This window comes from Hymenobacter terricola (assembly GCF_017921975.2).
GTDB lineage: Bacteria > Bacteroidota > Bacteroidia > Cytophagales > Hymenobacteraceae > Hymenobacter > Hymenobacter terricola.
Genome location: NZ_JAGEMO020000018.1, coordinates 162,692 through 188,181, shown reverse-complemented (window position 1 = coordinate 188,181; position 25,490 = coordinate 162,692). Strand labels below are relative to the sequence as shown.

Below are 25,490 nucleotides of genomic sequence, written 5' to 3'. Positions count from 1 at the left end.
TGACACCACCTACCCACACTTACAGATTCGAGCGCGGGTCTTCGTCCACGGTCAGCACTTCCTTGCCCTGGCGGGCTTTTTGGGTGTTGCGCTCCTTCTTGCCGGGGTTTTTGCGGCTGAACAGCTCGCCGAACGAGTTGAACTGCTCGGTGTGCAGCAGCGAAAGGCCGGCCCGGGGCTGGTTGATGGTTTCCAGGTCGCGCGGGGTGGTTTCGTAGCGCAGCTTGGTGCGGAACTTGCCGTCGGGCCGCAGGTAGTATTCCAGGCTCAGGTCGCCGAGCAGCGAGGCCTGGCCGGCGGTGTTGCCCGTGCCCACGGGCAGCGAGCCCCCGGGGGCGTTCACCAGGTTGGCATTGCTGGTGAAACCGCCTTCCCGCGTCACGCGCAGGCGGCCGTTCAGGAAAGAGTAGCTCAGACGCACCTGTAGGGCCTGCAACTGCTCGGCCGTGAGGCCGTTGATGTTGAAATCGATTTCCAGGTTCTGGTCGATTTGCGAAGTGAGCAGGCCCAGCTGCGTGCTCAGAATCTGGCCCAGGCTGTTTTGCACCGTATTGTCCTGGCCGCGCAGCGAAATGGTGTTGCCAAAAGAGCCCGGCGGCGACAGCTGCTTAAACACCAGCAGGCTGAATACCTGGCGGTTCAGCTCCTGCTCGTCGTTGCGCAGTGAAGCCGTAAACGCCGCCAAATCGCCCTGCAGCGTGCCCGGCGCGTCGTTGAATTCCAGCCCCAGCCGGATGGCGGGCAGCAGCAGCGGCCCGGTCAAAGTCATCACGGCCGTGACGGGCACCACGGCCGCCGCCCCGGTCGAGCCCGTGCCCAGCACCGGCGCCAGCGAGGTGCGCTGGGTGTAGGTGGCCGTCACGTTCATTTCGCCGGCCAGCGGGTCGCCGTTCCAGGAAATGATGCCGCCGGGCCGTACCACAAATTCCTTGTTCACCAGGCCTTGCAGGGTGAAGTTATACGCCCCGCGCACGATTTCCACTTGCCCAAACATATTGAATTCGCCCCGCGTGTCGATGGCCATGCGCAGCTGCCCGGCCGCCGAGCCGCGAATGACATCGCCGGTGCTTTCGTCGAGCAGGATTTCCAGGTAGGCATCCGGCGTCACGGTCAGGTTCATGTTAAGCGTGATGCCGGAGAGGTCAACTTTGTCCTGCGCCGCGATGGCCACGGCCTTTTTCGTGATGACGGTGTCGCCCACCGGGTTGTTGTTCACGAACTTGATATAGCCGGCTTTCTGGGCGTGCGCGGCGTTGTCGAGCGGCAGCGACAGGCGAGTGCCCGCCTCGCTGCTGGCCCGCACCGTGATGTTCAGGTCATCGGTTGGGCCGGTCACGCGGGCCGTGCCGGTGGCGTAGGCCGTGCCGAAATAAAGGTCGTTGTCTTTGCGTATGGTGTTGAGCACCTGCATTTTGCGGAAGCTGGCCGCAATCTCCAGGCTCATGTCTTTGAAGCCGTGGTGGCGCACGATGCCGTCCACGGTGCCGGTGTTGCCCAGCACATCACGCAGCTTGATATTATGAAACGCAATGCTGGTATTGGTGAAGCTGATACGGTCGGCAAAGGTGTAAGTGGTGCCCAGATAGCCGAAGGTGAGCCGGCCGTTGCTCACGTCCACCGCGCCAATAAGATTGGGTGCCCCAAACAAGCCCGTGAGCCGCAGCTCGCCCCGGCCGGTGCCGCCCAGGTTCTTGAACAAGGAGCCCAAAAACGGCTGGGCCAGCACAATGGGCGCGTCGTTGAGTGTGCCCGTGAGGTTGAATTGGTTGGTCGGGTCCTTCGGGGCGATGTCGCCCAGCACCGTCAGCACCGATTGGTGGTCGCGGGCCACGTCCAGGTTCACACGCAGCTTGCTGGCGGCGTTGTCCCAGTCGCCGCGCCCTGCCACTTGCCCAATGAGGGTGCCGTCGTAGCTCAACGAATCCACGCCCAGCGTGCTGTTGATGGTGAGCGGGCCGTACACGCCGCTCACGGTGCCCTGGGCGTTCACGCGGCCGGCCAGCCGTTGCCCGGTCAGGGTGTTTAGCGTGGCCAGTTGGAAGTCCTTTACTTGTAATTGCAGGGGTGGCTTGCCGGCATTGGGTGAGATGAAGCCCTGCGCGCCCACGAACTGCACGCCGTTGCTAACGGCCAGGTTTTTAATATCAAACTCGCGCCCATAATCCGAAATTGTCACCGAGTTATCGGCCGCGATGGTCCAGTCCTTGTCCAGCAGGTGCAGGCCCGACTGACGAAACACCACCTCCACCGCGCGTGGCAAAAAGCCCAGCGAACCGTTGATGGTGGCCTTATTGGTGGTGCCCGTTTGGGCCAGCGAGGTCGAGAAGTTGATGCGCTGCTGGTCCCACACGCCTTCCAGAATAAACTTTTCGGTGCGGCCCAGCGTGGGCAGCACTTGCCGGTCGCTCGTCACGCTGGCCTGGGCCAGGATGTCGGCCTTGTACGGCAGCTTCGAGGTGAGGAAGTCAAAATCGTCGTTCACCGTTTGCACCGGGCCGTAGCGCAGGCTGTCCAAGTGCCCGCCCAGCTGGAGAATCGAGGTGGCGCCGTTGCGGAAAGACCCGTCGATGCGGCTGTTATTCGCCACCTCCAGGTCGGGCATAAAAAGCTTCAGCAACGGGTTCGGCTTTTTCAAATTCAACAGCAAATCAACCTGATAGACCGGCAGCGTCCGTTGTTGCTTGCGCCGGTAATAGTTGGCCGTGGCCGTGGCGTTGCTTTCAAAGTTGAGCCGGTACTCGGTGATGAGCGTCTGCACGTCACGCACCACATCGGAGGTATTGAAAGCGCCGGCCAGGCTGGCATTCACGGCCTCCGAGCGCAGCGTGACGCGGCGCTGGTTGCGGCTGTTGCGCGTGCTCACCACGTCCAGCGTGTCGAGGGCCAGCTTGCGGCCGGCCAGCGTGAAGCGGGAGTGCCGCAGGGAGGCATGGCCAATGAGCGAGTCGAGCTGTACGCCTTTAAATTTCACGTCGGCCGTGGTGGCCACGGTCAGCGGCTGGCTCATCAGGCCCAGGGCGCGCAGGTCGGCCTTTTCAATTTTGGTTTGAATGTCAACGTCCTGGTGCTCCCGGTCCAGGTCTACATGGCCATCGGCCACGAGGCGCACGGCCGGGTCGTTCACGCTGAGGTGGCCGCTAAACGCCTGCTGGTGAAAGTCGCCATTGAGCGCGATGTTGTGGTAGCGGTAGCCATTCAGCCAGATGCTCGGCACCGTAGCGGTAGCCTTTCCGCGCGCAAACGGCGGCAGGAACCCCACGCCGGCCACGTGGCCGTTCATCGTCACGTCCCGAATCACCGATTCATCGCCCAGAAACTTGCCCAGCTGAAAGGCATTCGAGCGCACCGTGCCCTCATAGGTGGCGTGCGTGAGGTCGGTTTTGGTCTTGAGGTTGACGTCCGTCGCCACAAAGCCGAGCGCGGTGTCGAACGAGGCATTGGCCACGAAGTCATTATAAAAACCCAGCATCTGGCCTTGCAATTTCACGGTGCCCAGGCGCTGCACAATTTTGTTGGCCGAGGCCGGCAGCCACTTCTTCAAGTCGCTGGTCATCACCACCGAAGGCAGCAGGCGCAGGTCGATGAAGCTTTCCTTGTAGTTGGGCAGGTTGTCGGCGTGGGCCCGTTTGGCCACGATGTGCGTGCCCTGCCCGTAGCGCACGTCCAGGTTATTTACCTTAAAATCACGTACATAACCCGATGCATCACCCGAAATGGCCACCGATTCGTGCATGGTGGCCAGCTGCGGGGCGAATTTGGCGATGTCGTCCGAATACACCTTCGAGTTGCGCAGGTGCGCAATGGTCTTCATCGAGTCGTTGTAGTCCGAGAAATTGCCGAACACCCGGAACTCAAACCGCACGTAATCTTTGATTTGGCTGCGGCCCACGCGCAGGCTCAAATCCTTAAACTCCCAGAAGTGCGGCCCGTACTTCATGTCGGCCGTGATTTCGCGCAGCTGCGTCTGCGAAGGCGTTTCCACGGCGTGCAGGTGGCTGATGCGCAGGCCCAGCGTGTCGCCCAAGTGCACTTTGGAGATGTCGGCGTAAATGCTGTCGACTAAAAGGTGGTCGTAGTCAATGCTTTGTCCGTAGGTTTTGGCGTGCGGCTTGTCGGCCTTCTCAATGGCGAAGTGGCCGTTGCGGAGGGCAATGTCGGCGATTTTGAAATCGAACGGAGCCGATTTGGTGGTGTCCGAAGGCCCCATCAGCCGCTTTATGGCCCGCATAAACTGGCTGAACGTGGTCGAATCGGGCTGGCCGGGCAGGTTTTTTAGCTCGAAGCGCGGCTCATTCAGCGTGAGGGTGGCAATGTGCAGGTGCCGCGGGTCAAACACCGAAAACAGCGAAATGTCGGCATCGGCCCGCCCAATGCTGAACAGCTCGCCGCCGCGCCGGTCCTGCACCCGCACCCCATCAAGCAGCACCCGCGAAAACGGCCGCACGTCCACCCGCCCGATAGTGACCTGCTGCCCAAGTTTTTGCGTGAGCACATCGGCCGCCTCGTGGGCCAGGCGCGTTTGCACGCTGGGCACCCGCAGCGCCCCCAGCGCCCCCACCACCACCAGCACCAGCACCAGCCCGAGGCCCAGCAGCACTTTTAGCAAAATGGAGAAGAAACGACGCACCGGAGCAAGAAGGTTGAGAGCGAAAAACGCGGGTCAATCCGCAAAGTTGCGGTTTTTTAGCCGTAGCAGGCAAGCGCAGGACAGCGCAAGTCAACTATCAGGCCAATGGAACGGTCACGGTTGGGCTGGGGTTCAACTCCTTCGGCCGAACTTTGCGGGCCGCTGACGCCGGACTGCCGCCGCTTAGTCTGCCCAGCGTCGGCGGTTTCCTCCATGTACAGCTCCACTTCGCTGCCCGTGGCCCCGGCCCATTCCAGAGAATTTGTTTTTATGCTCGCTCACCCCATTATTCTCGCCATCGAGTCTTCCTGCGACGACACCGGCGCGGCTGTCCTGGCTGGCGGCCAGCTGTTAAGCAACGTCGTGGCCACCCAAAAAGTACACGAGCAATACGGCGGCGTGGTGCCCGAGCTGGCCTCGCGCGCCCATCAGCAGCACTTGCTGCCCGTCGTCACGGCCGCCCTGCAGGAAGCCGGCATCACCAAAGCCGACCTCGACGCCGTGGCGGTCACGCAGGGGCCGGGCCTGCTCGGCTCCTTATTGGTAGGCGGCATGTTTGCCAAAACCCTGGCCCTGGCCCTCGACAAGCCGCTGCTGGCCGTGAACCACATGCGGGCCCACATCCTGGCCCATTTCCTGCGCGACCCCAAGCCCGACTTTCCCTTTCTGTGCCTCACCGTGAGCGGCGGCCACACGCAGCTGGTGGTCGTGAAATCGGCCCTCGATATGGAAGTCATCGGCCAAACCATCGACGACGCCGCCGGCGAAGCCTTCGACAAAACCGCCAAGCTCCTCGGCCTGCCGTACCCCGGCGGCCCGCACCTCGACAAGCTGGCCCGCCAGGGCAATGCGCAGCGCTTTGCCTTCCCGGTAGGCGCCATGCCCGGCTATGACTTCTCCTTCAGTGGCTTGAAAACCTCGGTGCTCTACTTCCTGAAAAAAGAAACCGCCGCCAATCCCGATTTCGTAGCCGAAAACCTGGCCGACCTTTGCGCCAGCATTCAGCACACCATTGTGGCCACGCTGCTCCGCCAGCTCCGCCGCGCCGCCGCCGATACCGGCCTCACCCAGGTTGCCCTGGCCGGCGGCGTGGCGGCCAACTCCGGCCTGCGCACGGCATTGGAAGCCGAAGCCGTGGCGCAAGGCTGGCAGGTATTTATCCCCGATTTCGCCTTTTGCACCGATAATGCCGCCATGGTGGCCATGACGGCCCATTTTCAATTCGAAGCCGGCGACTTTGCCACCCAGCTCAGCAGCCCCAACCCGCGCCTGAAGCTGACGTAGCTACCCAGCACCACCGTTCTACCTTTGCCGCCCCATCCGCCGCCGTTGGCCCGACAACTGACAACGAGCACCTGACAACTAGCCCAATGGCCAAAGACGATAAACCCATCATTATCAACATCAAAAACCGCCGCGCCAGCCACGAATACACGTTCCTGGCCAAGTACGACGCGGGCGTGATGCTGCAAGGCACCGAAATAAAAAGCGTCCGCGAAGGCAACGTCAACCTCACCGACGGCTACTGCCTTTTCCATACCGATGGCAGTCTCTGGATTCATTCTATCCGTATCGCGCCCTATTCCTTAGGTACTTACAACAACCACGACGCCATGCGCGAGCGCAAGCTCCTGCTCAACAAGCGCGAGCTGAAGCAGCTGGCCGGCAAAAGCGTGGACCAGGGCCTCACCATCATTCCCCTGCGCCTGTTCGTGACGGACCGGGGCTTCGCCAAAATCGAAATCGCCCTTGCCCAGGGCAAAAAGCTCTACGACAAACGCAACGACCTCAAGGAGAAAGCCCAGAAGCGCGATATGGAGCGAATGTGATGATGTGGAAATATGGGGAATGTGAGAATGTGGGAAATGCAGGGAATGTGGGCAGCGTGAGGAGTGTGGGAAATGTGATTTTAGTAAAGCTTCATTCGGGGCAACCGTAGCATCTTTGTGGTCTGTTGGAAGCATGAGTTAATCTGCATTCTCACATTTCCACATCACCCACCTTTCCACATTATTTTGAATCCCGGCATCTGCGCCCTGAGCGCCGTCCCCGTCCGCGCCGAGCCCAACGACCGGGCCGAACTGGTTACCCAGCTCCTGTTTGGCGAGTGCTATCAGATTCTGGTCACGCAGGACAACAGCTGGTTGCAGGTGCAGCTCGCCGCCGACGACTACGTGGGCTGGATTGACGCCAAACAGTACACGCCCGTCTCGCCCGAATACTACGCCGCCTGGTGCGCTCAGGACCATCCCCGCGCCCTCGATGTGGTGCAGGCCGTGAGCGACGCCACCACCAAAATCCCGCTCACCCTCGGCTGCCGCCTGCCGTTTTTCGATGGCATGAATGTGCGCATTGGGGAGCGCAACTACTTTTTCAACGGCACCGCCACCAACCCCGTTGCCGCGCCCGATGCTGCCCGCCAGGCCGCCCTGCTGCGCAAAACGGCCCTCATGTACCTGAAAGCGCCCTATGTGTGGGGCGGCAAAAGCATTTTCGGCCTCGACTGCTCCGGCCTGTGCCAGCAGCTCTATGGCTTGGTCGGTATCCAGCTCCCGCGCGATGCCCGCCAGCAGATTGACCACGGCCGGCCGGTGCACTTCGTGGCCCAGGCCCGGCCCGGCGACCTCGCCTTTTTCGACAATGCCGAGGGCCGCATCGTGCACGTGGGCATGGTGATGGACGAAGGCCAAATCCTCCACGCCCACGGCGAAGTTCGCCTCGACCCGCTCGACCACAACGGCATCTTCAACCGCGACCGGCAACGCTACAGCCACAAACTGCGCCTGCTGAAGCGCCTGCTGCCGGAGTAGAAGGGAGGCCACAATGGTGGAAAAAGGAACGTCACGCTCGCTGAACTTAACCTCGTGCCGCTTGTTTATACGCTCGGAAACCGCTAGCTTTCGGCGGGTTATCCGAGCCCCCAAGTGTGTATGGACCAAAAAGTGTTAGTGCTGAATGGCGACTATACCGCCATCACCCTGTGCAGCGTGCAAAAAGCGTTTGTGCTTTTATTTCTCGACAAAGCGGAAATGGTAGCCAAGTCAGAACACGGCACTCTCCGCACCATTTCGCATGCCTACCCCAAGCCAAGCATCATCCGCTTGCAGCGGTACGTGCGCGTGCCCTACAAAGGCATTGCCCTAAGCCGCCACAACATTTTCAAGCGCGACCATTTCGAGTGCCAGTACTGTGGGTCGACCAAAAATTTAACCCTCGACCACGTCGTGCCGCGCTCGCGCGGCGGAGAATCTTCGTGGACGAATTTGCTCACTGCTTGCGCCCGCTGCAACCACGCAAAGGGCCACCACACCCCCAATGAGGCCGGTCTCACCATTCGGCAGCATCCCAAAAAGCCCACGTTGGCCGGCTTCCTGAAGCTCTCAGCGGGCGCGATTGACCAGAACTGGCACGCATATTTAAACTAAGTTCAGCGGTAGGGGGTTGGAGAAGAAGTACATTTGTCCTTCATTTTCCAAACTCCATTTTCCAAACTCCGCCCATGGCCCTCCCCAAGTTCGCTGCTACTCGCTCGTTTCACTCCGAGCTAAAAACCCGGATAAATCAATACTTTGAGGAATCCGGTCGGCCGATGACGGGAAATTTCAGCTTACTGTTCAAGGCGGTGCTACTCGTAACCGTGATGGTGGGCCTCTACGTGCACCTGGTGTTCTTCACGCCTGCCACCGGCTGGGCGCTGCTCGAATGCGCGTTGCTGGGCTGTGCCATTGCCTCGGTGGGCTTCAATGTAATGCATGACGGGGCCCACGGCAGCTTTTCGCGCTTTGGCTGGGTGAACCGCGTGGCGGCCTACACGCTGGGCGTGATGGGTGGCAGTCCCTACATGTGGAACTCCAAGCACAACCTCATCCACCACACTTACACCAACATCGAGGGCCACGACGACGACATCAACATCCAGCCCTGGATGCGCATGACCCCCGACCAGCCCAAGCACCCGCTGCACCGCTTCCAGCACTTCTACTTCTGGCTGTTGTATTGCATGCTCTACTCGTCTTGGATTTTTGCCATGGACTACCAGAAGTACTTCAGCCGCCAAATTGGCGCCATCGGCCTCAAGCCGATGAACACCGGCGAGCACGTTAGCTTCTGGGGTTTTAAGGCCCTGAACCTGGTGCTCTACGTGGTGCTGCCCATCTACATGGTTGGCTTCCTGCCGTGGTTGGTGGGTTTCTTCCTGAGTACGGCCGTGGCCGGCCTGGTGCTGAGCATGGTGTTCCAACTGGCCCACACTGTTGAGGATGCTGCCTTTCCCGTGCCCCACGCCACCACCGGCAAGCTCGAAGACGAGTGGGCCATTCACCAGGTGCGCACCACTGCCAATTTCGCCACCGACAACAAAGTGGTAAGCTGGCTGGTAGGCGGCCTCAACTTCCAGATTGAGCACCACTTATTTCCAAAAATCTCGCACGTCCACTATCCCGCCATCAGCAAAATTGTGCAGCAAGTGTGCGTTGAGTTTGATGTGACGTACAACAACTACGCCCGCACCCGCTCGGCCATCGCCTCCCACGTCGGATTCCTGCGCCAGATGGGCCGCGCTGCCTAGCAACCAGATATTTTCTCTTTAAAATGAAAGACCTCACCCAGCCAATTCGGTCAGGGTGAGGTCTTTTGCTTTGGGCCTTACTGACTTGCCGGCCGGGGATTGCGGGCGACGAAGAGCCCCGTTTCGGGGTGCCGTCCGGCCGCCTGCTCCCAACTGAACCCCTGCGCCTGCACGGCCTCCCGCACTGCCAGCTGACTGGCCGTTGAGTGAATTTCGATAAGCAAAACTCCTACTTGCGCCAGCCAATCGCTGGGCCCGGTAAACACCTGCTGCTCGTAGTCTTCGATGTCTATTTTCAATAAATCGACCCAGAAAAGTCTCTGCGATTGCAGTAGCGTGGGCATGGAAATGGCCGCCACTTCCGTGGTCCCGGTTTCGGCGCTGATTTTGGCATTGTAGGCCTGCGGGCTGGAATCAATTCTTACCGTGCCATCGGTGGCTGCTAACGCCGCTTGCAGCGCCACGGCAGAGGTGCCGCGCAGGTTGGTTTGCAGGAGCCGGAAGTTGGCCGGTTCCGGCTCTACGCAAATCAACCGGGAAACCGGAAATCGCTCCAGAAAGTACAGCGCGGCCAGGCCCACGTTGGCCCCCACGTCCACCACCGTGCGGAACGTGCCGTTTTGCAGCTGGGGCAAGTCGTAGGCCCGCTGCCAAAAAATTTCGTAGAGGATGCTGAGGTCACCGGCATACGTGCGCAACACCGTGGCATTGGGCGCGTTGGCTAGGTTCAACGGGTACGCTACCTGCTCGGTTTTTTGGGTTGCGGTAGGCGCCTTGCCTCCCCGGGCGGCCGCTCTGCTATGCAGCGCCAACCGCAGAAACGTGGCGGGGGTACGGGCCAGCCGCCAGCAGAAAGACAATTTGGCCAGGGAAGAAGCAATGCTCATGCAGCAGGTTTGAACTTTGGACGGGTAGGAGGGGGCGGCCAAAGCTAATTCTGATGTCGCATTAAAAAGAGCGGCCCGGCGAAAAGCAGTGCTTTTTGTCGGGCCGCTCGGGACTTTTATCCAGTGCTGCTTACTTGCCGATGAAAGCCAGTAAGTCGCGGCTCAACTTATCTTTTGCGGTGAAGAATAAACCGTTAGGCTCGCCTTCGTACACTTGATATTGCGCGCCGGGAATCGACTTGGCCGTGCGGGCACCGCTGTTGGCAATGGGCGCGTTTTGGTCTTCATCGCCGTGAATTACCAGCGTGGGCACTGTCGCTTTCTGCAAATCAGTCCGTAAATCGGTGCTGGAAAATGCCTTGGTGCACTCAATGGTGGCTTGGGGCGAAGCCAACGATGCCTTTGCGGTTGAGTATTTTGAATCCAGGGTGAAGGTGAGTAAAGACGATGCACGAACTTTTGCAACTGTGGAAGTGCCTGTGCAAGAGAAAGATATTGATAAACACATTCAAGGGATTTTAATGAAAGAAGCTGTCCTTTTCGTTAATGAATTCATCGGCATAATGTCGCCGCACTGAGGCGCTATGATGTTAAAGGCCATTTGTGCAAAAAAGCAATTACTTGAGTACAAAAACCCGTACCTTTGCGCCCCCGCCAGGGTGGCGGGCCTTGCTCACTAACGGCAAGGTGTTCAACAAGAACCGCGGATTGGCCCGGGCACCGGCCTTCTCGTTTACCTAAGAGGTACCCACAAGCTATTATGGCAGAATTGATTGACGATTTCGACTGGGATAATGTCGGAGCCACCGGGTTTGGTGGAAACTACTCTTCGGACCAGCGCGCCGAGATGGAGAAAATGTACGGCGACACGCTGACGACCGTACAGGAAGAAGAAGTTGTGAAGGGCACCGTGGTTGGCATCACCGACCGCGACGTTATTTTGAACATCGGCTTCAAATCCGATGGTCTGGTGTCGATTACTGAATTCCGCGACCTGCCCGATTTGAAAATCGGTGACGAGGTGGAGGTGTTCATCGAAGACCAGGAAGACATCAACGGCCAGCTCATCCTGAGCCGCAAGAAAGCTAAAATCAAGCAGGCCTGGAAGGCTATTTACGATGCCCTCGAGCTGGATACCATCCTCGAAGGCGTGGTGAAGCGTCGCACCAAAGGCGGCCTCATCATGGAACTCGACGGCGTGGAAGCCTTCCTGCCCGGCTCGCAAATCGACGTGAAACCTATCCGCGACTTCGACATTTATGTGGGCCGTCGCATGGAAGTGAAAGTGGTGAAAATCAACTCCGCTTTTGACAACGTCGTGGTTTCGCACAAAGTACTCATCGAGAAAGACCTCGAGAAGCAGCGTGAGGCCATCCTGAACAACCTGGAGAAAGGCCAGATTCTGGAAGGCAACATCAAGAACATGACCAACTTCGGCGTGTTCATCGACCTCGGCGGTGTCGACGGTCTGCTGCACATCACGGACATCTCGTGGGGCCGCATCGCTCACCCGAGCGAAGTGCTAACCCTGGACCAGAAACTGAACATCGTGGTTCTGGACTTCGACGAAGCCAAGAAGCGTATCAGCCTCGGTCTGAAGCAGCTGACTCCCCACCCGTGGGATTCGCTGCCGGCCGACCTGCAGCCGGGTTCGAAAGTATCGGGCCGCATCGTGAACGTGGCCGACTACGGCGCTTTCATGGAAGTGGTGCCCGGTGTGGAAGGCCTCATCCACGTTTCGGAAATGAGCTGGAGCCAGCACCTGCGCAACCCGCAGGACTTCATCAAGCAGGGCGACACGGTAGAAGCGCAGATTCTGACGCTCGACCGCGAAGACCGCAAGATGAGCCTCGGCATCAAGCAATTGACCGAAGACCCCTGGACGCGTGGCGACTTCGGCGACAAGTACGCCGTGGGCACCAAGCACAGCGGCCTCGTGCGCAACCTGACCAACTTCGGCCTGTTCGTTGAGCTGGAAGAGGGCGTGGACGGCCTCGTACACGTTTCCGACCTGTCGTGGACCAAGAAAATCAAGCACCCATCGGAAATGGTGAAGGTGGGCGACAAACTGGACGTAGTCGTGTTGGAACTGGACCTCGGCGCCCGTCGCCTGGCCCTTGGCCACAAGCAGCTGGAAGAAAACCCCTGGGATACGTTCCAGTCGGTGTTCACCCCCGGCTCGGTGCACCGTGCTACCATCACCGAGAAGTCGGAGCGTGGCGCGGTTCTCGAATTGCCTTATGGCATCGAGGGCTTCGCTTACCCCAAATCGCTGGTGAAAGAGGACGGCACGACCGCTGAAAACGGCGAAGCGCTGGACTTCCGCGTAACGGAATTCTCGAAGGATGACCGTCGCATCGTGCTCTCGCACACGGCTGTTTACAACAAGGAAGCCGCCGCTGAAGACGACAACCGCAACTCCAAGTTCAAGAAGAAAACCAACACCAAAGCGGGCGAGCCCCAGGGTGAAGGCAAAATCAGCGACCTGAAGAAGACGGAAGAGAAGTCGACCCTCGGCGACCTCGACGCGCTGAGCGCCCTGCGCGACCAGATGATGGGCAATGAGCGCAAGGCTGGCGAGCAAAAGCTGAAAGCTGCGGCTGCCAAGCCCGCTGCTGAAGCGCCTGCTGCTGCTGAAGCCCCGAAAGCTGCTCCGGCAGCTGAGGCTCCTAAGGCTGAGGCTCCCGCCGCTGAAGCTGCTCCGGCAGCCGAAGAGGGTGGCCTGTTGGCCGGCATCACCGGTGCTGCTGCTGCTGCCTTCGACAAGGTGAAAGAAGTGGCCGCTGACGCTGCCGAAGCCGTTTCGCACAGCGAAACCTTCGACAAAGTGAAGCACGCTGCCTCGGACGCTGTGGATGCTGTAACGCATTCGGAAGCTTTCACCAAAGCTTCGGAAGTAGCTGGTGACCTGGTTGAAAAGGCCAAAGGCCTGGTAGCCGGTAGCGACGAAGCTGCCGACAAGAAGGACGACGAAGCCAAAGCCTAACGCTTAGCATCGTTTGAAAAAAAGCCCCGACGCACGCGTCGGGGCTTTTTTTGTGCGGGCACCTTGCCCAGCCAAAACGGGCTGCTTACCTTTGCGCTCCCAAAAGCCCATTACTGGTGACGTGACCGAGTGGCTAGGTAGAGGTCTGCAAAACCTCCTACGGCGGTTCGAATCCGCCCGTCACCTCTTTCAAGTTCGCAATCCCCGAAACAAGCCCCGTGCTTATTTCGGGGATTGCTGCTTATAGCCCAAATACGACCGGAAAAAACGTTCGGCAGCGGCGAGTGTTGGGACGGGCGGCGGCGAGTCGCGGCTAATAGCGCTGTTATCAGGACCCTGAGCAAGCTCTGGGACATCAAGTATTTTCGTGGAATCAGGAAATAAGCAGTCAACCTGGGAGGCTTTTTTCGGGGCAAGTGGCGCGCTTTGCGGGTTTTGGGCGGCATTATGCCTACATTTCGTAGCCAAGCTGGGCAGTGCCCCGCTTGTCGTCAAACCCGTCTTCCTTACCACTCCGCCATCTTATGAAAATTGTTGACCTCCGCACGATGCGCGGGCCGAGCTATTGGTCTGTTAAACACCATAAACTCATCGTAGCCAAAGTTGATTTGCAGGAATTTGCCGGGAAATGGTCTAATTCCATCTCAGGGTTTCCCGGCCGGTTGATGAAGCTTTTTCCCAACATTGGCCAGGTGCAGCCGGGCGGCATGAGCGGCAAGAAGGCCGCCAAGCACCAGCCCCTGACCCTGGAGGCCCTCAACGATGGCGAGCCGCTGGGCCACGTTATTCAACACGTAGCGCTGGAACTGCAGCGGCAGTCCGGCATGTCGGTGTATTGGGGTAAGAGCTACCCGGCGCACGAAGAAGGGTTGGAATACGTGGTGTTTGCTTACCAGGAGGAGCGCGCCGGCCGTCGCGCGGCTGAGGCGGCCGTTGACATTGTGGAAGCCCTCTGCAAGAAAGAAAAGGTGGATTTGAAGTTACTCATTACCGAACTGCACGAAATCCGGGAAGATGAGTTTATTGGCCCGAGTACCTACAGCATCGTGGCCGAAGCCGCTTCGCGCAACATTCCCTACATCCAACTAAAGAATACTTCCATTATTCAGCTGGGCTACGGCGTGAACCAGCGCCGCATCTGGGCTACTACCACCAACCTGACCTCGCACGCGGGCGTGGAGGTGGCCGGCAACAAGAACCGCACCAAGGCCATGCTCAACGATGCGGGCGTGCCCGTGCCGCGTGGCACCACCGTGTATTCGGAAGCGGGCCTGCGCGATGCCATTGAGGAGTTGGGCTTCCCCATCGTGACCAAGCCGCTCGATGGCAACCATGGCAAGGGCGCCACCATCCGCATCATGAACTGGAAGGATGCCGCCGAGGGCCTGGTGGCCGCGCAGGTGTACTCGCGGGCCGTAATTGTGGAGCAGTTCATTGAGGGGTTCGATTTTCGGCTGCTGGTGGTGAACGGCAAACTCATTGCTGCCGCCAGGCGCACGCCCGCTGCCGTGACCGGCGATGGCAAAAGCACGATTCAGCAACTGATTGCCAAAGTGAACGAGGACCCGCGCCGGGGCATTGGCCACGAGAAGGTGCTGACCAGCATCAAGGCCGACAAGCCTACGCTGGATATTCTCAAAGGCCGTGACCTGAGTTTGAAATCGGTGCTGCCGGCCGGTGAAATTCTGTACCTGAAAAGCACGGCCAACATCAGCACCGGCGGCACCGCCACCGATGTGACCGACCAGATGCATCCCTACAACGTGCTGCTGGCCGAACGGGTGGCCGGCATCGTGGGCCTCGATATCTGCGGTATTGACTTGATGGCCACGGACATTGCCGTACCGCTCAACGAGAGCCGTGGCGCCGTGATTGAGGTGAACGCCGCACCGGGCTTCCGGATGCACATTGCGCCCACCGAGGGACTCGCCCGCAACGTGGCCGCGCCGGTGGTCGATATGCTGTTTCCGCCCGGTAGCACGGCCCGCGTGCCGATTATTGCCGTGACCGGCACCAACGGCAAAACCACTACCACCCGCCTTATCGCGCACCTGGTGGCCAGCATCGGCTACAAAGTAGGGTTTACGACCACCGATGGCATTTATATTCAGGGCGTGCAGTTGCAAAAAGGCGACTGCACCGGTAGCCAAAGCGCCGAGTTTGTGCTGAAGGACCCCACCATTAATTACGCCGTGCTGGAAACGGCGCGCGGGGGCATGCTGCGTTCCGGCCTGGGCTTCCATAACTGCGACGTGGCGGTGGTGACCAACGTGGCCGCTGACCACTTAGGCCTGCGCGACATCCATACCGTGGAAGAAATGGCGGCCGTGAAGGGCGTGCTGCCCCGTACGGTACGCAAAAACGGCTGGGCCGTGCTCAACGCCGACGACGACCTCGTGTACGCCATGGCCCGCACCGTGGACTGCCAGGTGGCCCTGTTCAGCATGGACGAAAACAACCCCCGCATCCTGGAGCATGTGGCCGACGGCGGCGTGGCCGCCGTGTACGAAGAAGGCTACGTCACGATTTACCGCAACTCCTACAAGGTGCGCATCGACCGGGCCGTGGAGTTTCCCATCACCTTTGGCGGGCGGGCCGGCTTCAACATCGAGAACTGTCTGGCCGCGGCCCTGGCCGGCTACGTGGTTGGGTTCGATAAGGACACCATCAAAACGGCTTTCCGCACGTTTGTGCCCTCGGGCACGAAAACGCCGGGCCGGATGAACATGTATAAGTTTCCGGACTTCGAAGTCATCGTGGACTATGCCCACAACACGGCGGGCATCACCAAATTCGCCGAGTTCATGGAGGCCACGACGGCCACGCATAAAATCGGCGTGGTATCGGGCCTCGGCGACCGCCGCGACGAGGACACGCTGGGCTTCGCCCGCATTGCGGGCCGCATTTTCGACGAAGTGATTCTGCGCCAGGACACCGACTTGCGCGGCAAAACGGCCGGGTACCTGCGTGAAATCATGGAGCGTGGCCTGCGCCTCGACAAGCCGGACCTGAAAATTACCTACATCGAACACGAGCCCGATGCCATCGACCACATCCTGAAAACCGCGCCCAAAGGTGCCGTGGTTACGCTTTTTACGGAAAATATCTCCGCCACCCTGGCCAAACTGGACGAGTTCGAGACCACGAACAAGGTAGGGTAGGGTGCGGGGCTGGCCCTACCGCAACTTTTATTCCTCTCCATTTCCTTCCTTTCCATCTTCAACTTTTCCTCCTTCCCACTTCCTGCCGGGGTGGCTCGCACCCTGCTGGCTATTCTCCTGCTGGCCTTGCGCCTGCCGGCGGCGGCCCCGGCCCCGGCCTGGCAGTCGGCGCGGGCCGTGGCGGTGGCCACGGCAGTTGCGAATAATTTCTCGATAGTGACGGCTACGGCCGTCGATGCGGCGGGCAATGTGTTCCTGGCAGGGAATTTCCAGAATACGGTGGTGCTGGGCGGCACCACGCTAACGAGTATCGGATACCGTGACGTGTTCGTGGCGAAATTCAACCCGTCCAGCAACCAGTTCGTGTGGGCGCAGCGAGCAGGGGGCACGGGCAGCGACACAGTCAACGTGCTGGCTGTGAGTGAAAATGGCGTATATGTGGCTGGTGCTTTCGACAGTTCTACGGCGAGCTTTGGCCTCGCCACCTTAACCCTGACCAATTCCAGCACCGCGTTCAGTACCGACGTATTCGTGGCCAAACTGACTAATGCGGGCAGCATGGGCAGCTTCGCGTGGGCACAGCGGGCCAGCGGCACGGGGTTTGATGGAGCCAACGCACTGGCCGTGAGCGGAACCAGCGTGTACGCGGCCGGGTATTTTGCCAGCCACACGGCGGGCTTCAGCGCTATCACCCTGACCAACCCGAACCTCAACACAAACCTTGGATTCCTCGCCGCCCTCACCGACGCCACCCTCACGGCTAAGGCCGCCGGGCGCGCCCTGGCTCCGGCAACGCTCTACCCTAACCCCGCCCGCCATACGGCCACCCTGCGCCTGCCCGCCGGCACCGTCCCCGCGCCCCTGACCCTGACCGATGCCCTGGGCCGGGCCGTGTGCCACTACCCCGCCCCAGCCGGCCCCGAGGCCGCGCTCGACCTGCTCGGCCTGCCCGCCGGCCTCTACCTGCTGCGCGGCGCCGGCCCGGCCCAGCGCCTGCTGGTGGAGTAGGGGCGGGGTTGGATTTGGAAAAAAGTAAAAATCCAACCCCTGGCCCGGCATAAACTTGCGGCGGGGCTGCGGGCGAGCGGTGGCCCCAATAGCGCCAACACATATGGCAACGATGGATTAAAGCAATGCCGCCTGGCCTGCTGGAGGCTGTGCGGCGGTTCGGGTTGTCGCAGGCCGATGTGGGGCCCTGCTGGGGGTGTCCCAGCGGAAGGTGAACGATGCCGAGGCCGGCACCCGGCCCCTGCTGGCCACCCCGCCCGACCCCCGCCCCCGGCCGATTGGGAACCCGTGCATCAGCGCCTGGCTCGCTGCCAAGCCCAGGCCGCCGTGCTGGCCGTGGCGCTCACGCACGAGCTGCCCGCCCGCGCCCGCGCCGGAGCCGCCCGCCTGAACGCGGCCCAGGCCCTGCCCTTTGCCTTGGCCAGCACCGGAGCTACCGCCCCGCTCACCCCCACCCAGCGCCAGGGCCAGCTGGGGCGGCTGGGGCAGCTGCAAGGGGACGCCGCCGAGTGGCACACCCACAACGGGGCCGCGCCGCCGAAATGCCCGGCCCCGCGAGCGCCGCTGTGACCGGCCTGCCCCCGGCCCTTGCCGAACCGGATGCGGCCCGTGCCTTGCGCCCGGAAGTTCCTTATTTTTAATTCTAATCGCAACCAAATCTCCAGCTTATGCCTACTGCCATTCCCGACCTGAGCGGCGTGAAATCCCAGCGCACCGTGGACGCCATGCTGCCCCCCCTCACCCTCAAGCGCGACGTGGCCGGTGCCCGCAAGGGCACACTCGGCGTCGGAATCCAAACCTTGGGCTCTCCCAAATCCCGCTAGTCCGAGGCCACCCGCCTCGTCACCGACATCACCGACGCCCAGGCCGACCTCGCCACCCTCACCAACCCCAAGCTTATCGTGGCCGCGCAGTCCGAAATCGGCCGCCTCACCAGCCAGGCCGACAGCCACGGCGAGGACGACCTTAGAGCTACACAAGTACGAGCTGCACATCGCCACGCCGCTCTATGACGAGGCTGCGGCCTACGTGGCCGCCCTCACGGCTCTGCGCCCCACCTGCCCGTGTAGGGCCCGGTGCCCACAAAAAAAGCCGCTCCCAGGAGCGGCTTTTTTTTGGCGCAACGCAGCAATCGACCATGTGCAAGTGGTACTGTTCTGGCAGGCGCCTCACCCCCTGACCACCTCTTCGAAAAGGAGAGGGGGCACCGGTTTTGCTCCTGATGGCTAGCTCCCCCTCTCCTTTTCAGAGAGGGGGCCGGGGGGAGGCGTCCGCCCGCACCGTTGCTATTTCAATGTGAACGTGGTTTTCCCCATCAGCTGGCCGCTTTCGTACAGCTCCACCGTGTGCTGGCCTTTCTTGTATTCGGCCCCTTTGGCGTACACAAATTCCAGCTTCTGCTTTGTGTTGTCGTACACCACATCCTGTTTTTGCGTGTAGAAGGCTTCCTGGCCGTCCACGGTGAAGGTGCCGCCGCCGGTGCTCAGGTTGTAGAGGGCCGCGCCATCGGGCTCCAGAATGCGCAGGTAAATGGCTTTGGTTTCCTTCGGCGACACGTCGTTGCGGGACAGGTTGAAGGTGACCTTGATTTTTTCGACGCGCTTGGCTTTGAACTCTTCTTTCTCGTCAACTTTCTCCTTGTTTTTGGAGGTGATGATGGCCACTTTTATGTTTTCAGATTGCAGCCGCGAGGCCACGCCCACTTTCTCCGTCAACTCCTTGTTGCTGCGCACCACGGTGCTGATGGTATCGGTCAGCTTGTTCTGCTTCTCCTTCAGCGTGGTGGTTTCGGTGTAGAGCGTTTCGTTGTCCTTTTTGAGCTGGGCAATGTCGTCGTCCTTCTTGCGCAGCTGGCTTTCCAGGTTCTGAGCGCGCTTCTTAAACAGGTTTTGCTGGGCAATGGAGAAGCTGCCGGCCTTGAAGGAGCGCAGCTTCAGCAGGTCCGCATTCACGCCGGCAATCTTGGCTTCGAGCGAGTCGTTGCTTAGCCCCAGAGCCTGGAGTTCCTGGCTTTGGCGCTCAAAATCAGACTTTAAAGCTTCGTACTGCTTGATTTGCTCTTGCAGCTTGCTGTCTTTGGCTTTCACTTCGGTGGTCAGCACTTCGTTCTGCTGGCCCTTCTGGTTGTTGAGGTAGAACAGGACGCCGTTGATGCCCAGCAGCACGAGGACGAGGGCCACCCAAAGAAGGACGCGGCTATTGTTGGAGCGGGGTTCGGGGGTTTCGTTCGGGTCCATACGGGAATAGTTAAGCGAGAAAAGGGTGAGAGATTCGAGATGCCTGCCGCGACGCGGCACGTACCTTTGGGCGTAAAAATAGGGGACTTTGGTCCCCTGGCAAGTTTCTACTATACTTTGGCTGAATGGAAACGGTTTTCCCAGACTTCGATGCGGCCTACTGGCAAGGCCGTTACGCCGCCGGCCGCGACGGCTGGGATGCCCACACCATCACCCCGCCACTACGCGCCTATTTCGACCAGCTCGATGTAGTGCAGCAGCCGCGCATCCTCATCCCCGGCGCCGGGCGGGCCTACGAGGCCGAATACCTGCACCAACAAGGCTTCCAGCAAGTATTCGTAGCCGATATCGCGCCCGAAGCACTAGAGGCGTTGGCTGCCCGCGTGCCCGGTTTTCCGAAAGAACACCTTCTGCTGGCCGATTTCTTTGCCTTGCCCAACGACCCGCCCTACGATTTAATTGTGGAGCAGACGTTTTTTTGCGCCCTCAACCCTGCCTTGCGGCCCGCGCATGCCCAGCAGTGCGCGGCGCTGCTACGGCCCGGCGGCACGCTCATGGGCGTGCTGTTCGATACCGATTTTGGCCCGGTGCAGGAGCCGCCGTTTGGCGGCAGCAAAGACGAATACCGCGACTATTTTGCTCCGTATTTTGATTTCCGGCATTTCGAAACTGCCACCAATTCCCTCAAGCCCCGGCAGGGGCGCGAACTTTTCATCTGTCTGAAAAAGAAACCAGAATAAAGTGGTATGTAGAAAGTATGGAGAGCAGTTATGTTATTCTTGATAATCTAACGGCCTCTTTTTCTGATGACTCACTACTTCTTACTCAATACCAAAGCCCATGCTCACCGCTCTCGCCAACACCCTCCCGCATTTTCGCCACACCAATTCCGGCCAGTTCTTTCTCATGGCCGGGCCTTGCGTCATCGAGGGCGAAGACATGGCCCTGCGCATCGCCGAGCGCATCAAGCACATCACCGATAAGCTCCGGATTCCCTACATTTTCAAAGGTTCGTACCGCAAGGCCAACCGCTCGCGGGCCGATTCGTTCACCGGCATCGGCGATGAAACGGCGCTGCGCATCCTGCAAAAAGTAGGGCGCGAAATCGGCGTACCCACCGTGACGGACATCCACGAATCGACCGAAGCCGCCCTGGCCGCCGAATACGTCGACGTGCTGCAAATCCCGGCTTTCCTGTGCCGGCAGACCGATTTACTTATCGCTGCTGCCCAAACCGGCAAGGTGGTAAATATCAAAAAAGGTCAGTTTCTGAGCGGTGAGGCCATGAAATTTGCCGTGGACAAAGTGCGCCAGGCCGGCAATGAAAACGTCATTCTCACCGAGCGCGGCAACTCTTTCGGCTACTCCGAGCTAGTGGTGGATTTCCGCAACCTGCCCGCCATGCGCCGCTTCGGCGTGCCCGTGGTGATGGACGTAACCCACTCCCTGCAGCAGCCCAACCAAAGCAGCGGCGTGACCGGCGGCCAGCCCGCCCTCATCGAAACCATCGCCAAAGCCGCCATCGCAGTGGGGGCCGATGGCCTGTTCATCGAAACCCATCCCACCCCCGCCACCGCGCTATCCGACGGTGCCAATATGCTGCCCCTCGACCAGCTGGAAGCCCTGTTGCAGCGGCTCACGCGCCTGCGCCAGGCGTTGCAGGACACCGGCGAGGTGGAGTTGAACCAGCTGCCGTAAACACGAACCTGCTCACTTGCGCTACACCCGCAGCGAGAAGTGCTGCTTGGGCTGATTCTTCCGAAAGAACACCAGCCCGATGTAGAACAAATCCACCGTCAGCATCACCTCGGGGTGGGCTTTGATGGCTTCCCAGGCCCGTTCCATATCGGATGACCAGTGAATGTCATCGAAGATAAAAACCGACTCTTCGGTGCGGTGCGCCAGGCACAGCTCGAAGTAGCGCAGCGTGGGTTCGTAGCGGTGGTTCCCGTCGAAAAAGGCGAAATCAACGGGTGATTTCAGGGCCAATAGGGCCGGGGCCAGCGTGTCGTCGATATTTCCTTCTACGATAGCGATGCTGCCCAATTCCAGCATAGCGAAGGTTTCGCGGGCCACGGCGGCCACATTGGGACAGCCCTCGAAGGTGACGACGTGGTGGCGCGAATCGGCGGCGGCCAGATAAGCGGTGGTGAGGCCCAGCGAGGTGCCCAGCTCCAGAATGGTGGCGGGCCGGAAATGATTGACCAGCCGAAACAGCAGCTGCGCGAGGTGCGGCGGCTTGGCCGCCGTACGGGCAATGTCGGCCACGCGGCGCAGCTGGCCCGCGCCGGTGTGCGAGCCCGCCCCAAAATCGGTGACGCTGATGCGCTCCCGGCTAGTAAGCAGCTGCCGCCGCCGGGCCTCCACGGCAGTGTAAGCCCCAAAACTGCCGGTGTGCCGCACCACCGAGGTGTAGAGCCCAAACACGAACGGCGAGTGCAGCCCGTGGGCATTGCCCGAACGGAGCCAGAAGCGGAGGTAAGCGAGGAGTTGAAACAAGAAGCGGGCGGGCAAATACGAGCCGCAAAGGTCGCACCGCCGCCCACTATCCTGCTACTACTTGAAAGGTCCTAATTCAGACGGTAGGGCACCATGAGGGTGAATTCCGGAATTTCGACCGAGAATTCTTGGCCGTTGGCAAGGCGCTCCATGAGGTAGGTGCCGCGCATCTTGCCCACTCCGGATTTGAGGTTGCAGCCGCTCACATACTGGTGCGCCTCGCCGGGCTCCAGCACCGGCTGGCGGCCCACCACGCCTTCGCCTTCCACTTCGCGCACCACGCCGTTGGCGTCGTGGATGTGCCAGTGGCGTCGCAACAGCTTCACCGTGAACTCGCTGTTGTTGCGAATCTCAATTTTATAAGCGAACACAAAATGCTCCTGGCCGGGGCTGGAGTAGTCGGGCAGGTAATTGGTCGTAACCGAAACGGTGACGCCTTGCGTAGTGGTGGTGGGCATAGGTGTCGTAGCTAAAAGGTAGCTGCGGGCGTAACAGCCGCCCGCTGAAATTGTTTTTACGCAAAATCGGCTATTGAACGCCGAGGAAGCCCGTTTATTTTCTTCAAAACCTCAATGGTAAAGATAACCGAAAGCTGGCAGCCTGTGCTAGCCGATGAGTTCGAAAAACCGTATTTTCAGCGCCTTATTGCCTTTGTGAAAGGCGAATACGCCACGGCCACCGTCTATCCGGCCGGGCCGCAGATTTTTCACGCCTTCGCGGCCACGCCGTTCGACAAGGTGAAGGTTGTGATTCTGGGCCAGGACCCGTACCACGGGCGCAATCAGGCGCACGGGCTGTCGTTTTCGGTGCAGGAAGGCCAGCGCACGCCGCCATCGCTCCAAAATATTTTCAAAGAATTACAAGCCGATATTCCCGGCACCGCGCCCGCGCCCCATGGCAACCTCGACCGCTGGGCCCAGCAGGGCGTCCTGCTCCTGAATGCCACCCTCACGGTGCGCGCCAGCGAGCCCGCTTCGCACCAAAAGAAAGGCTGGGAGGAATTCACGGATGCGGTTATCCGCAAGGTTTCGGAAGAGAAAGAACACGTCGTCTTCATTCTCTGGGGCGCGTATGCCGGCAAAAAATCCGAGTTGATTGACGAGCGGAAACACCTGATAATAAAATCGGTACACCCGTCGCCATTCGCCGCCGACAAGGGCTTTTTCGGCAGCAAACCATTCAGCAAGACCAATGCCTGGCTGGTGAGTGAAGGGCTTGAGCCGATTAGGTGGTAGGTGTTTGCCATTGCGAGCGGAGCGCCGCAAAACGCGGCAATCCGTCCTGTACAACCCAAACACTTTCTAGAACGATAAGCCCCGGCACTGCTCAACAAGAGCAATACCGGGGCTTATCACATTTCAGCGCTGGTGGCGTTGATAGGACGGGTTGTTGCGTTGCGTCTCCGCTTGATGCGCGGAATGCTCCACTTGCAATGACAGCGTGGTTTTCGCTTTAGTGGATGATGTTGAACAGGCGGCTCCACCGGATTTTGTGCCAGAAATCGGCGTTGGGGTCGATGGACAGCCAGATGAGGACGGCTTTGCCCACCACGTGGTCTTCGGGCACGAAGCCCCAGAAGCGGGAATCCTCGGAGTTGTGGCGATTGTCGCCCATCATCATGTAGTAATTCTGCTTCACGGTGTAGCTGGTGAGCATTTTGCCGTTCTGGTAAATCATGCCGTCTTTCCAGGTAATGCCGTCGTTGTGCTCGTAGTGGGCCACTATTTTGTAGTAAATGGCGGCATTGCCGGGGGAAAGGGTGATGGTCTGACCTTTCTTGGGGATGGGCAGCGGGCCGTAGCTGTCGAGTGACCATTTGCGCGGGGTGGCGCTCATGGCTCCGGAATTGCGGAAATCGGCCACGTCGGGAAACAGCTGCACTTCGGGCTGAATAACGTCCATCCGCTTCACGTAGGGCTGTTTCACGAAGTAATCGTGCGCCGCTTTCGTGCAGCTGATGGCGTAGCCAAATTTGCCATCGGCCTGGGCCACGGCCTGCGGCATGCCGTTGGGCTGCTCATAGTCGACCACGCCCTGGGCGTGCAGGGCGGCCAGCACTTCGTCGTTGGGGTTGTCCACCTGCATAAAATAGGTGGTTTGCAGGCCGGGAGGGGCCACGCCGGGCTTGCCGTTGAGGTACACCTGGGCATCGCGGATTTCGAGGGTATCGCCGGCCACGGCCACGCAGCGCTTGATGTAGTTGGTGCGCAAATCGGCCGGGTACTGCGCCTCCCACGGCACGTGAAACACCACCACGTCGTTGCGCTTGATTTCGGAGAAGCCCGGCAGGCGGTAGGTGGGCAGCTGGATGAGGTCAGAATAGCTCTTCAGGCCCGTGCCCCAGATGGTTTGGTGGGTGAGGGGCACTTGCAGCGGCGTTTGGGGCGTGATGGGGCCGTAATGCAGCTTGCTCACGAACAGGTAGTCACCCACAAGCAGGGAGGCTTCCATGCTGGGCGAGGGAATGGTATAAGCCTCAAACGTGGCCCAGCGGATGAGCGTGGCCGCCACGATGGCAAAAATCAGCGAATCGGCCCACTCGCGGGTCTTCGTTTTGGGCGCCTGGGGGGCGGTGGTGGGGTCGGTTTTGAGCAAAGCCATATATCAGAAGTAGCCAGTAGGAAGTAGTCAGCATGCGGACCGCCGCGCTACGGTGTTCAGTTAATCACCAGGGTTTGGATGCCCCGCCGCTTGGCCTGGCATCTAAAATCATGCAAAGAAACGCAGTGGAAAGCCAACCGCCAGAGCGGCTACAACCCCAGCAGCTCTTTCATGCCGAATACGCCGTGCCGGCCGGGCAGCCATTCGGCCGCCAGCAGGGCTCCCAGCGCAAAGCCTTCGCGGCTGTGGGCTTCGTGCTTGAGTTCCAGGGTATCGACGGCCGAGGTATAGGTGACGATGTGCGTGCCCACCGCGTCGCCGGTGCGTTCGCTGAGGATGGCCAGTTCGGCGGGCGTTTCGGCGGGGGCGTTGCGCCAGGTGGTTTTGCCGGGGAAGTGGTGCAGGATGCCTTCGGCGGCCGTGAGAGCCGTGCCGCTGGGCTGGTCGATTTTCTGGGTGTGGTGAATTTCCCGCACGGCCACGTCGTAGCCGCCAAACTGGTGCATTTTGGCCGCCATGTACTCGTTGAAGTGGAAAAACAGGTTCACGCCCACGCTGTAATTGGAAGCGTAGAACAGACTTCCGTTCAATTCTTTGGTGAGTGCGGCGGCTTCCTCAAAGTGGTGCAGCCAGCCCGTGGAGCCGCACACCACCGGCAGCCCCTGGCGCAGGCAGGCCATCACGTTGGCAAAGGCTGAATCCGGGTGCGTGAATTCGATGGCTACGTCGACCGTGGCGGGCGTGAAATCGGCAATGGTGGCCTGGCTGGCGTGCAGGTCCACAATGCCGGCAATCTCGTGGCCGCGCTGGGCCGCCAGCGCGCCAATGGTCTGGCCCATTTTGCCGTAACCAATGAGTAGAATTTTCATGCGAATAGGTAGTTAATCAGGAGGTTGAGGCTTGGTGGTGGCCGCCTG

General features: G+C 60.2%; 21 protein-coding genes, 1 tRNA gene and 1 pseudogene. 15 read left to right on the top strand and 8 right to left on the bottom strand.

Features of this window, described 5'->3' with window-relative positions; translation table 11 throughout:
• Positions 1-19 precede the first annotated feature (19 nt).
• Positions 20-4,627, bottom strand: coding sequence for a translocation/assembly module TamB domain-containing protein (locus tag J4G38_RS28995; RefSeq protein ID WP_210518695.1), 4,608 nt, complete (start codon positions 4,625-4,627; stop codon positions 20-22).
• A gap of 270 nt (positions 4,628-4,897) precedes the next feature.
• Between J4G38_RS28995 and tsaD the strand changes: the two genes are divergently transcribed.
• The 5 genes from tsaD (at position 4,898) to J4G38_RS14925 (ending at position 9,194) form a co-directional block, all read left to right on the top strand.
• Positions 4,898-5,911, top strand: a complete 1,014-nt coding sequence (gene tsaD / locus J4G38_RS14945) for a tRNA (adenosine(37)-N6)-threonylcarbamoyltransferase complex transferase subunit TsaD (protein WP_210518760.1) — start codon at positions 4,898-4,900, stop codon at positions 5,909-5,911.
• An 86-nt stretch (positions 5,912-5,997) separates the two neighbouring features.
• The gene (gene smpB, locus J4G38_RS14940; RefSeq protein WP_210518693.1) at positions 5,998-6,456 is read left to right on the top strand and encodes an SsrA-binding protein SmpB; all 459 of its coding nucleotides are present in this window, start codon (positions 5,998-6,000) and stop codon (positions 6,454-6,456) included.
• A gap of 186 nt (positions 6,457-6,642) precedes the next feature.
• A complete protein-coding gene (locus J4G38_RS14935) occupies positions 6,643-7,437 on the top strand; it encodes a C40 family peptidase (protein WP_226163439.1) in 795 nt (264 codons plus the stop codon).
• Between the two features lie 120 nt (positions 7,438-7,557).
• Positions 7,558-8,052, top strand: coding sequence for an HNH endonuclease (locus tag J4G38_RS14930; protein ID WP_210518691.1), 495 nt, complete (start codon positions 7,558-7,560; stop codon positions 8,050-8,052).
• A gap of 74 nt (positions 8,053-8,126) precedes the next feature.
• Positions 8,127-9,194, top strand: a complete 1,068-nt coding sequence (locus J4G38_RS14925) for a fatty acid desaturase family protein (RefSeq protein ID WP_210518690.1) — start codon at positions 8,127-8,129, stop codon at positions 9,192-9,194.
• Between the two features lie 77 nt (positions 9,195-9,271).
• Here J4G38_RS14925 and J4G38_RS14920 read toward each other — a convergent pair whose 3' ends face one another.
• Entirely contained in the window at positions 9,272-10,081 is an 810-nt protein-coding gene (locus tag J4G38_RS14920) for an FkbM family methyltransferase (RefSeq protein WP_210518688.1), read from the bottom strand.
• A 130-nt stretch (positions 10,082-10,211) separates the two neighbouring features.
• The gene (locus tag J4G38_RS14915) at positions 10,212-10,394 is read right to left on the bottom strand and encodes an alpha/beta fold hydrolase (RefSeq protein ID WP_210518686.1); all 183 of its coding nucleotides are present in this window, start codon (positions 10,392-10,394) and stop codon (positions 10,212-10,214) included.
• On the opposite strand from J4G38_RS14915, the gene J4G38_RS14910 reads away from it, so the two are divergent.
• The 7 genes and pseudogenes from J4G38_RS14910 to J4G38_RS14880 all read left to right on the top strand — a co-directional run bounded on the left by J4G38_RS14910 (position 10,387) and on the right by J4G38_RS14880 (position 18,060).
• Complete coding sequence (locus J4G38_RS14910; protein ID WP_210518684.1) at positions 10,387-10,659, top strand: hypothetical protein; 273 nt, start codon at positions 10,387-10,389, stop codon at positions 10,657-10,659. The two genes, J4G38_RS14915 and J4G38_RS14910, sit on opposite strands and share 8 nt — an antisense overlap.
• Before the next feature lie 182 nt (positions 10,660-10,841).
• Positions 10,842-12,635: pseudogene (gene rpsA / locus J4G38_RS14905) on the top strand (30S ribosomal protein S1); the annotation flags it as partial.
• Positions 12,636-13,182: 547 nt separating this feature from the next.
• Positions 13,183-13,253: transfer RNA gene (locus J4G38_RS14900), tRNA-Cys, on the top strand.
• Positions 13,254-13,591: 338 nt separating this feature from the next.
• Positions 13,592-16,228, top strand: coding sequence for a cyanophycin synthetase (cphA, locus tag J4G38_RS14895; RefSeq protein WP_210518683.1), 2,637 nt, complete (start codon positions 13,592-13,594; stop codon positions 16,226-16,228).
• Between the two features lie 90 nt (positions 16,229-16,318).
• Entirely contained in the window at positions 16,319-17,236 is a 918-nt protein-coding gene (locus tag J4G38_RS28990) for a T9SS type A sorting domain-containing protein (RefSeq protein WP_210518682.1), read from the top strand.
• A 288-nt stretch (positions 17,237-17,524) separates the two neighbouring features.
• On the top strand, positions 17,525-17,806 hold the full coding sequence (locus J4G38_RS14885; RefSeq protein ID WP_210518681.1) for a hypothetical protein: 282 nt from the start codon (positions 17,525-17,527) through the stop codon (positions 17,804-17,806).
• Positions 17,807-17,904: 98 nt separating this feature from the next.
• The gene (locus tag J4G38_RS14880) at positions 17,905-18,060 is read left to right on the top strand and encodes a hypothetical protein (protein ID WP_210518680.1); all 156 of its coding nucleotides are present in this window, start codon (positions 17,905-17,907) and stop codon (positions 18,058-18,060) included.
• 462 nt (positions 18,061-18,522) lie between these two features.
• On the opposite strand, the gene J4G38_RS14875 is transcribed toward J4G38_RS14880, so the two are convergent.
• Complete coding sequence (locus J4G38_RS14875) at positions 18,523-19,473, bottom strand: hypothetical protein (RefSeq protein WP_210518679.1); 951 nt, start codon at positions 19,471-19,473, stop codon at positions 18,523-18,525.
• A gap of 125 nt (positions 19,474-19,598) precedes the next feature.
• Here J4G38_RS14875 and J4G38_RS14870 point away from each other — a divergent pair, with 125 nt between their 5' ends.
• Together J4G38_RS14870 and kdsA are read left to right on the top strand one after the other, a co-directional pair.
• Positions 19,599-20,213, top strand: a complete 615-nt coding sequence (locus J4G38_RS14870) for a methyltransferase domain-containing protein (protein WP_210518678.1) — start codon at positions 19,599-19,601, stop codon at positions 20,211-20,213.
• Between the two features lie 100 nt (positions 20,214-20,313).
• Positions 20,314-21,171: a 3-deoxy-8-phosphooctulonate synthase gene (gene kdsA / locus J4G38_RS14865; RefSeq protein WP_210518677.1), complete on the top strand. Its 858-nt coding sequence runs from the start codon at positions 20,314-20,316 to the stop codon at positions 21,169-21,171.
• Between the two features lie 21 nt (positions 21,172-21,192).
• Here kdsA and J4G38_RS14860 read toward each other — a convergent pair whose 3' ends face one another.
• Both J4G38_RS14860 and apaG read right to left on the bottom strand, forming a co-directional pair.
• Positions 21,193-21,972, bottom strand: coding sequence for an O-methyltransferase (locus tag J4G38_RS14860; RefSeq protein ID WP_210518676.1), 780 nt, complete (start codon positions 21,970-21,972; stop codon positions 21,193-21,195).
• A 71-nt stretch (positions 21,973-22,043) separates the two neighbouring features.
• Positions 22,044-22,430 carry a Co2+/Mg2+ efflux protein ApaG gene (gene apaG, locus J4G38_RS14855; protein WP_210518674.1) on the bottom strand — a complete coding sequence of 129 codons (387 nt, stop codon included), beginning with the start codon at positions 22,428-22,430 and terminating at the stop codon, positions 22,044-22,046.
• Between the two features lie 114 nt (positions 22,431-22,544).
• Between apaG and J4G38_RS14850 the strand changes: the two genes are divergently transcribed.
• Complete coding sequence (locus J4G38_RS14850) at positions 22,545-23,207, top strand: uracil-DNA glycosylase (protein WP_210518673.1); 663 nt, start codon at positions 22,545-22,547, stop codon at positions 23,205-23,207.
• A gap of 217 nt (positions 23,208-23,424) precedes the next feature.
• Here the strand turns inward: J4G38_RS14850 and lepB are convergent, their stop codons facing one another.
• Both lepB and dapB read right to left on the bottom strand, forming a co-directional pair.
• The gene (lepB, locus tag J4G38_RS14845) at positions 23,425-24,573 is read right to left on the bottom strand and encodes a signal peptidase I (RefSeq protein ID WP_210518671.1); all 1,149 of its coding nucleotides are present in this window, start codon (positions 24,571-24,573) and stop codon (positions 23,425-23,427) included.
• Between the two features lie 149 nt (positions 24,574-24,722).
• On the bottom strand, positions 24,723-25,442 hold the full coding sequence (gene dapB / locus J4G38_RS14840; RefSeq protein WP_210518669.1) for a 4-hydroxy-tetrahydrodipicolinate reductase: 720 nt from the start codon (positions 25,440-25,442) through the stop codon (positions 24,723-24,725).
• Positions 25,443-25,490: the final 48 nt, after the last annotated feature.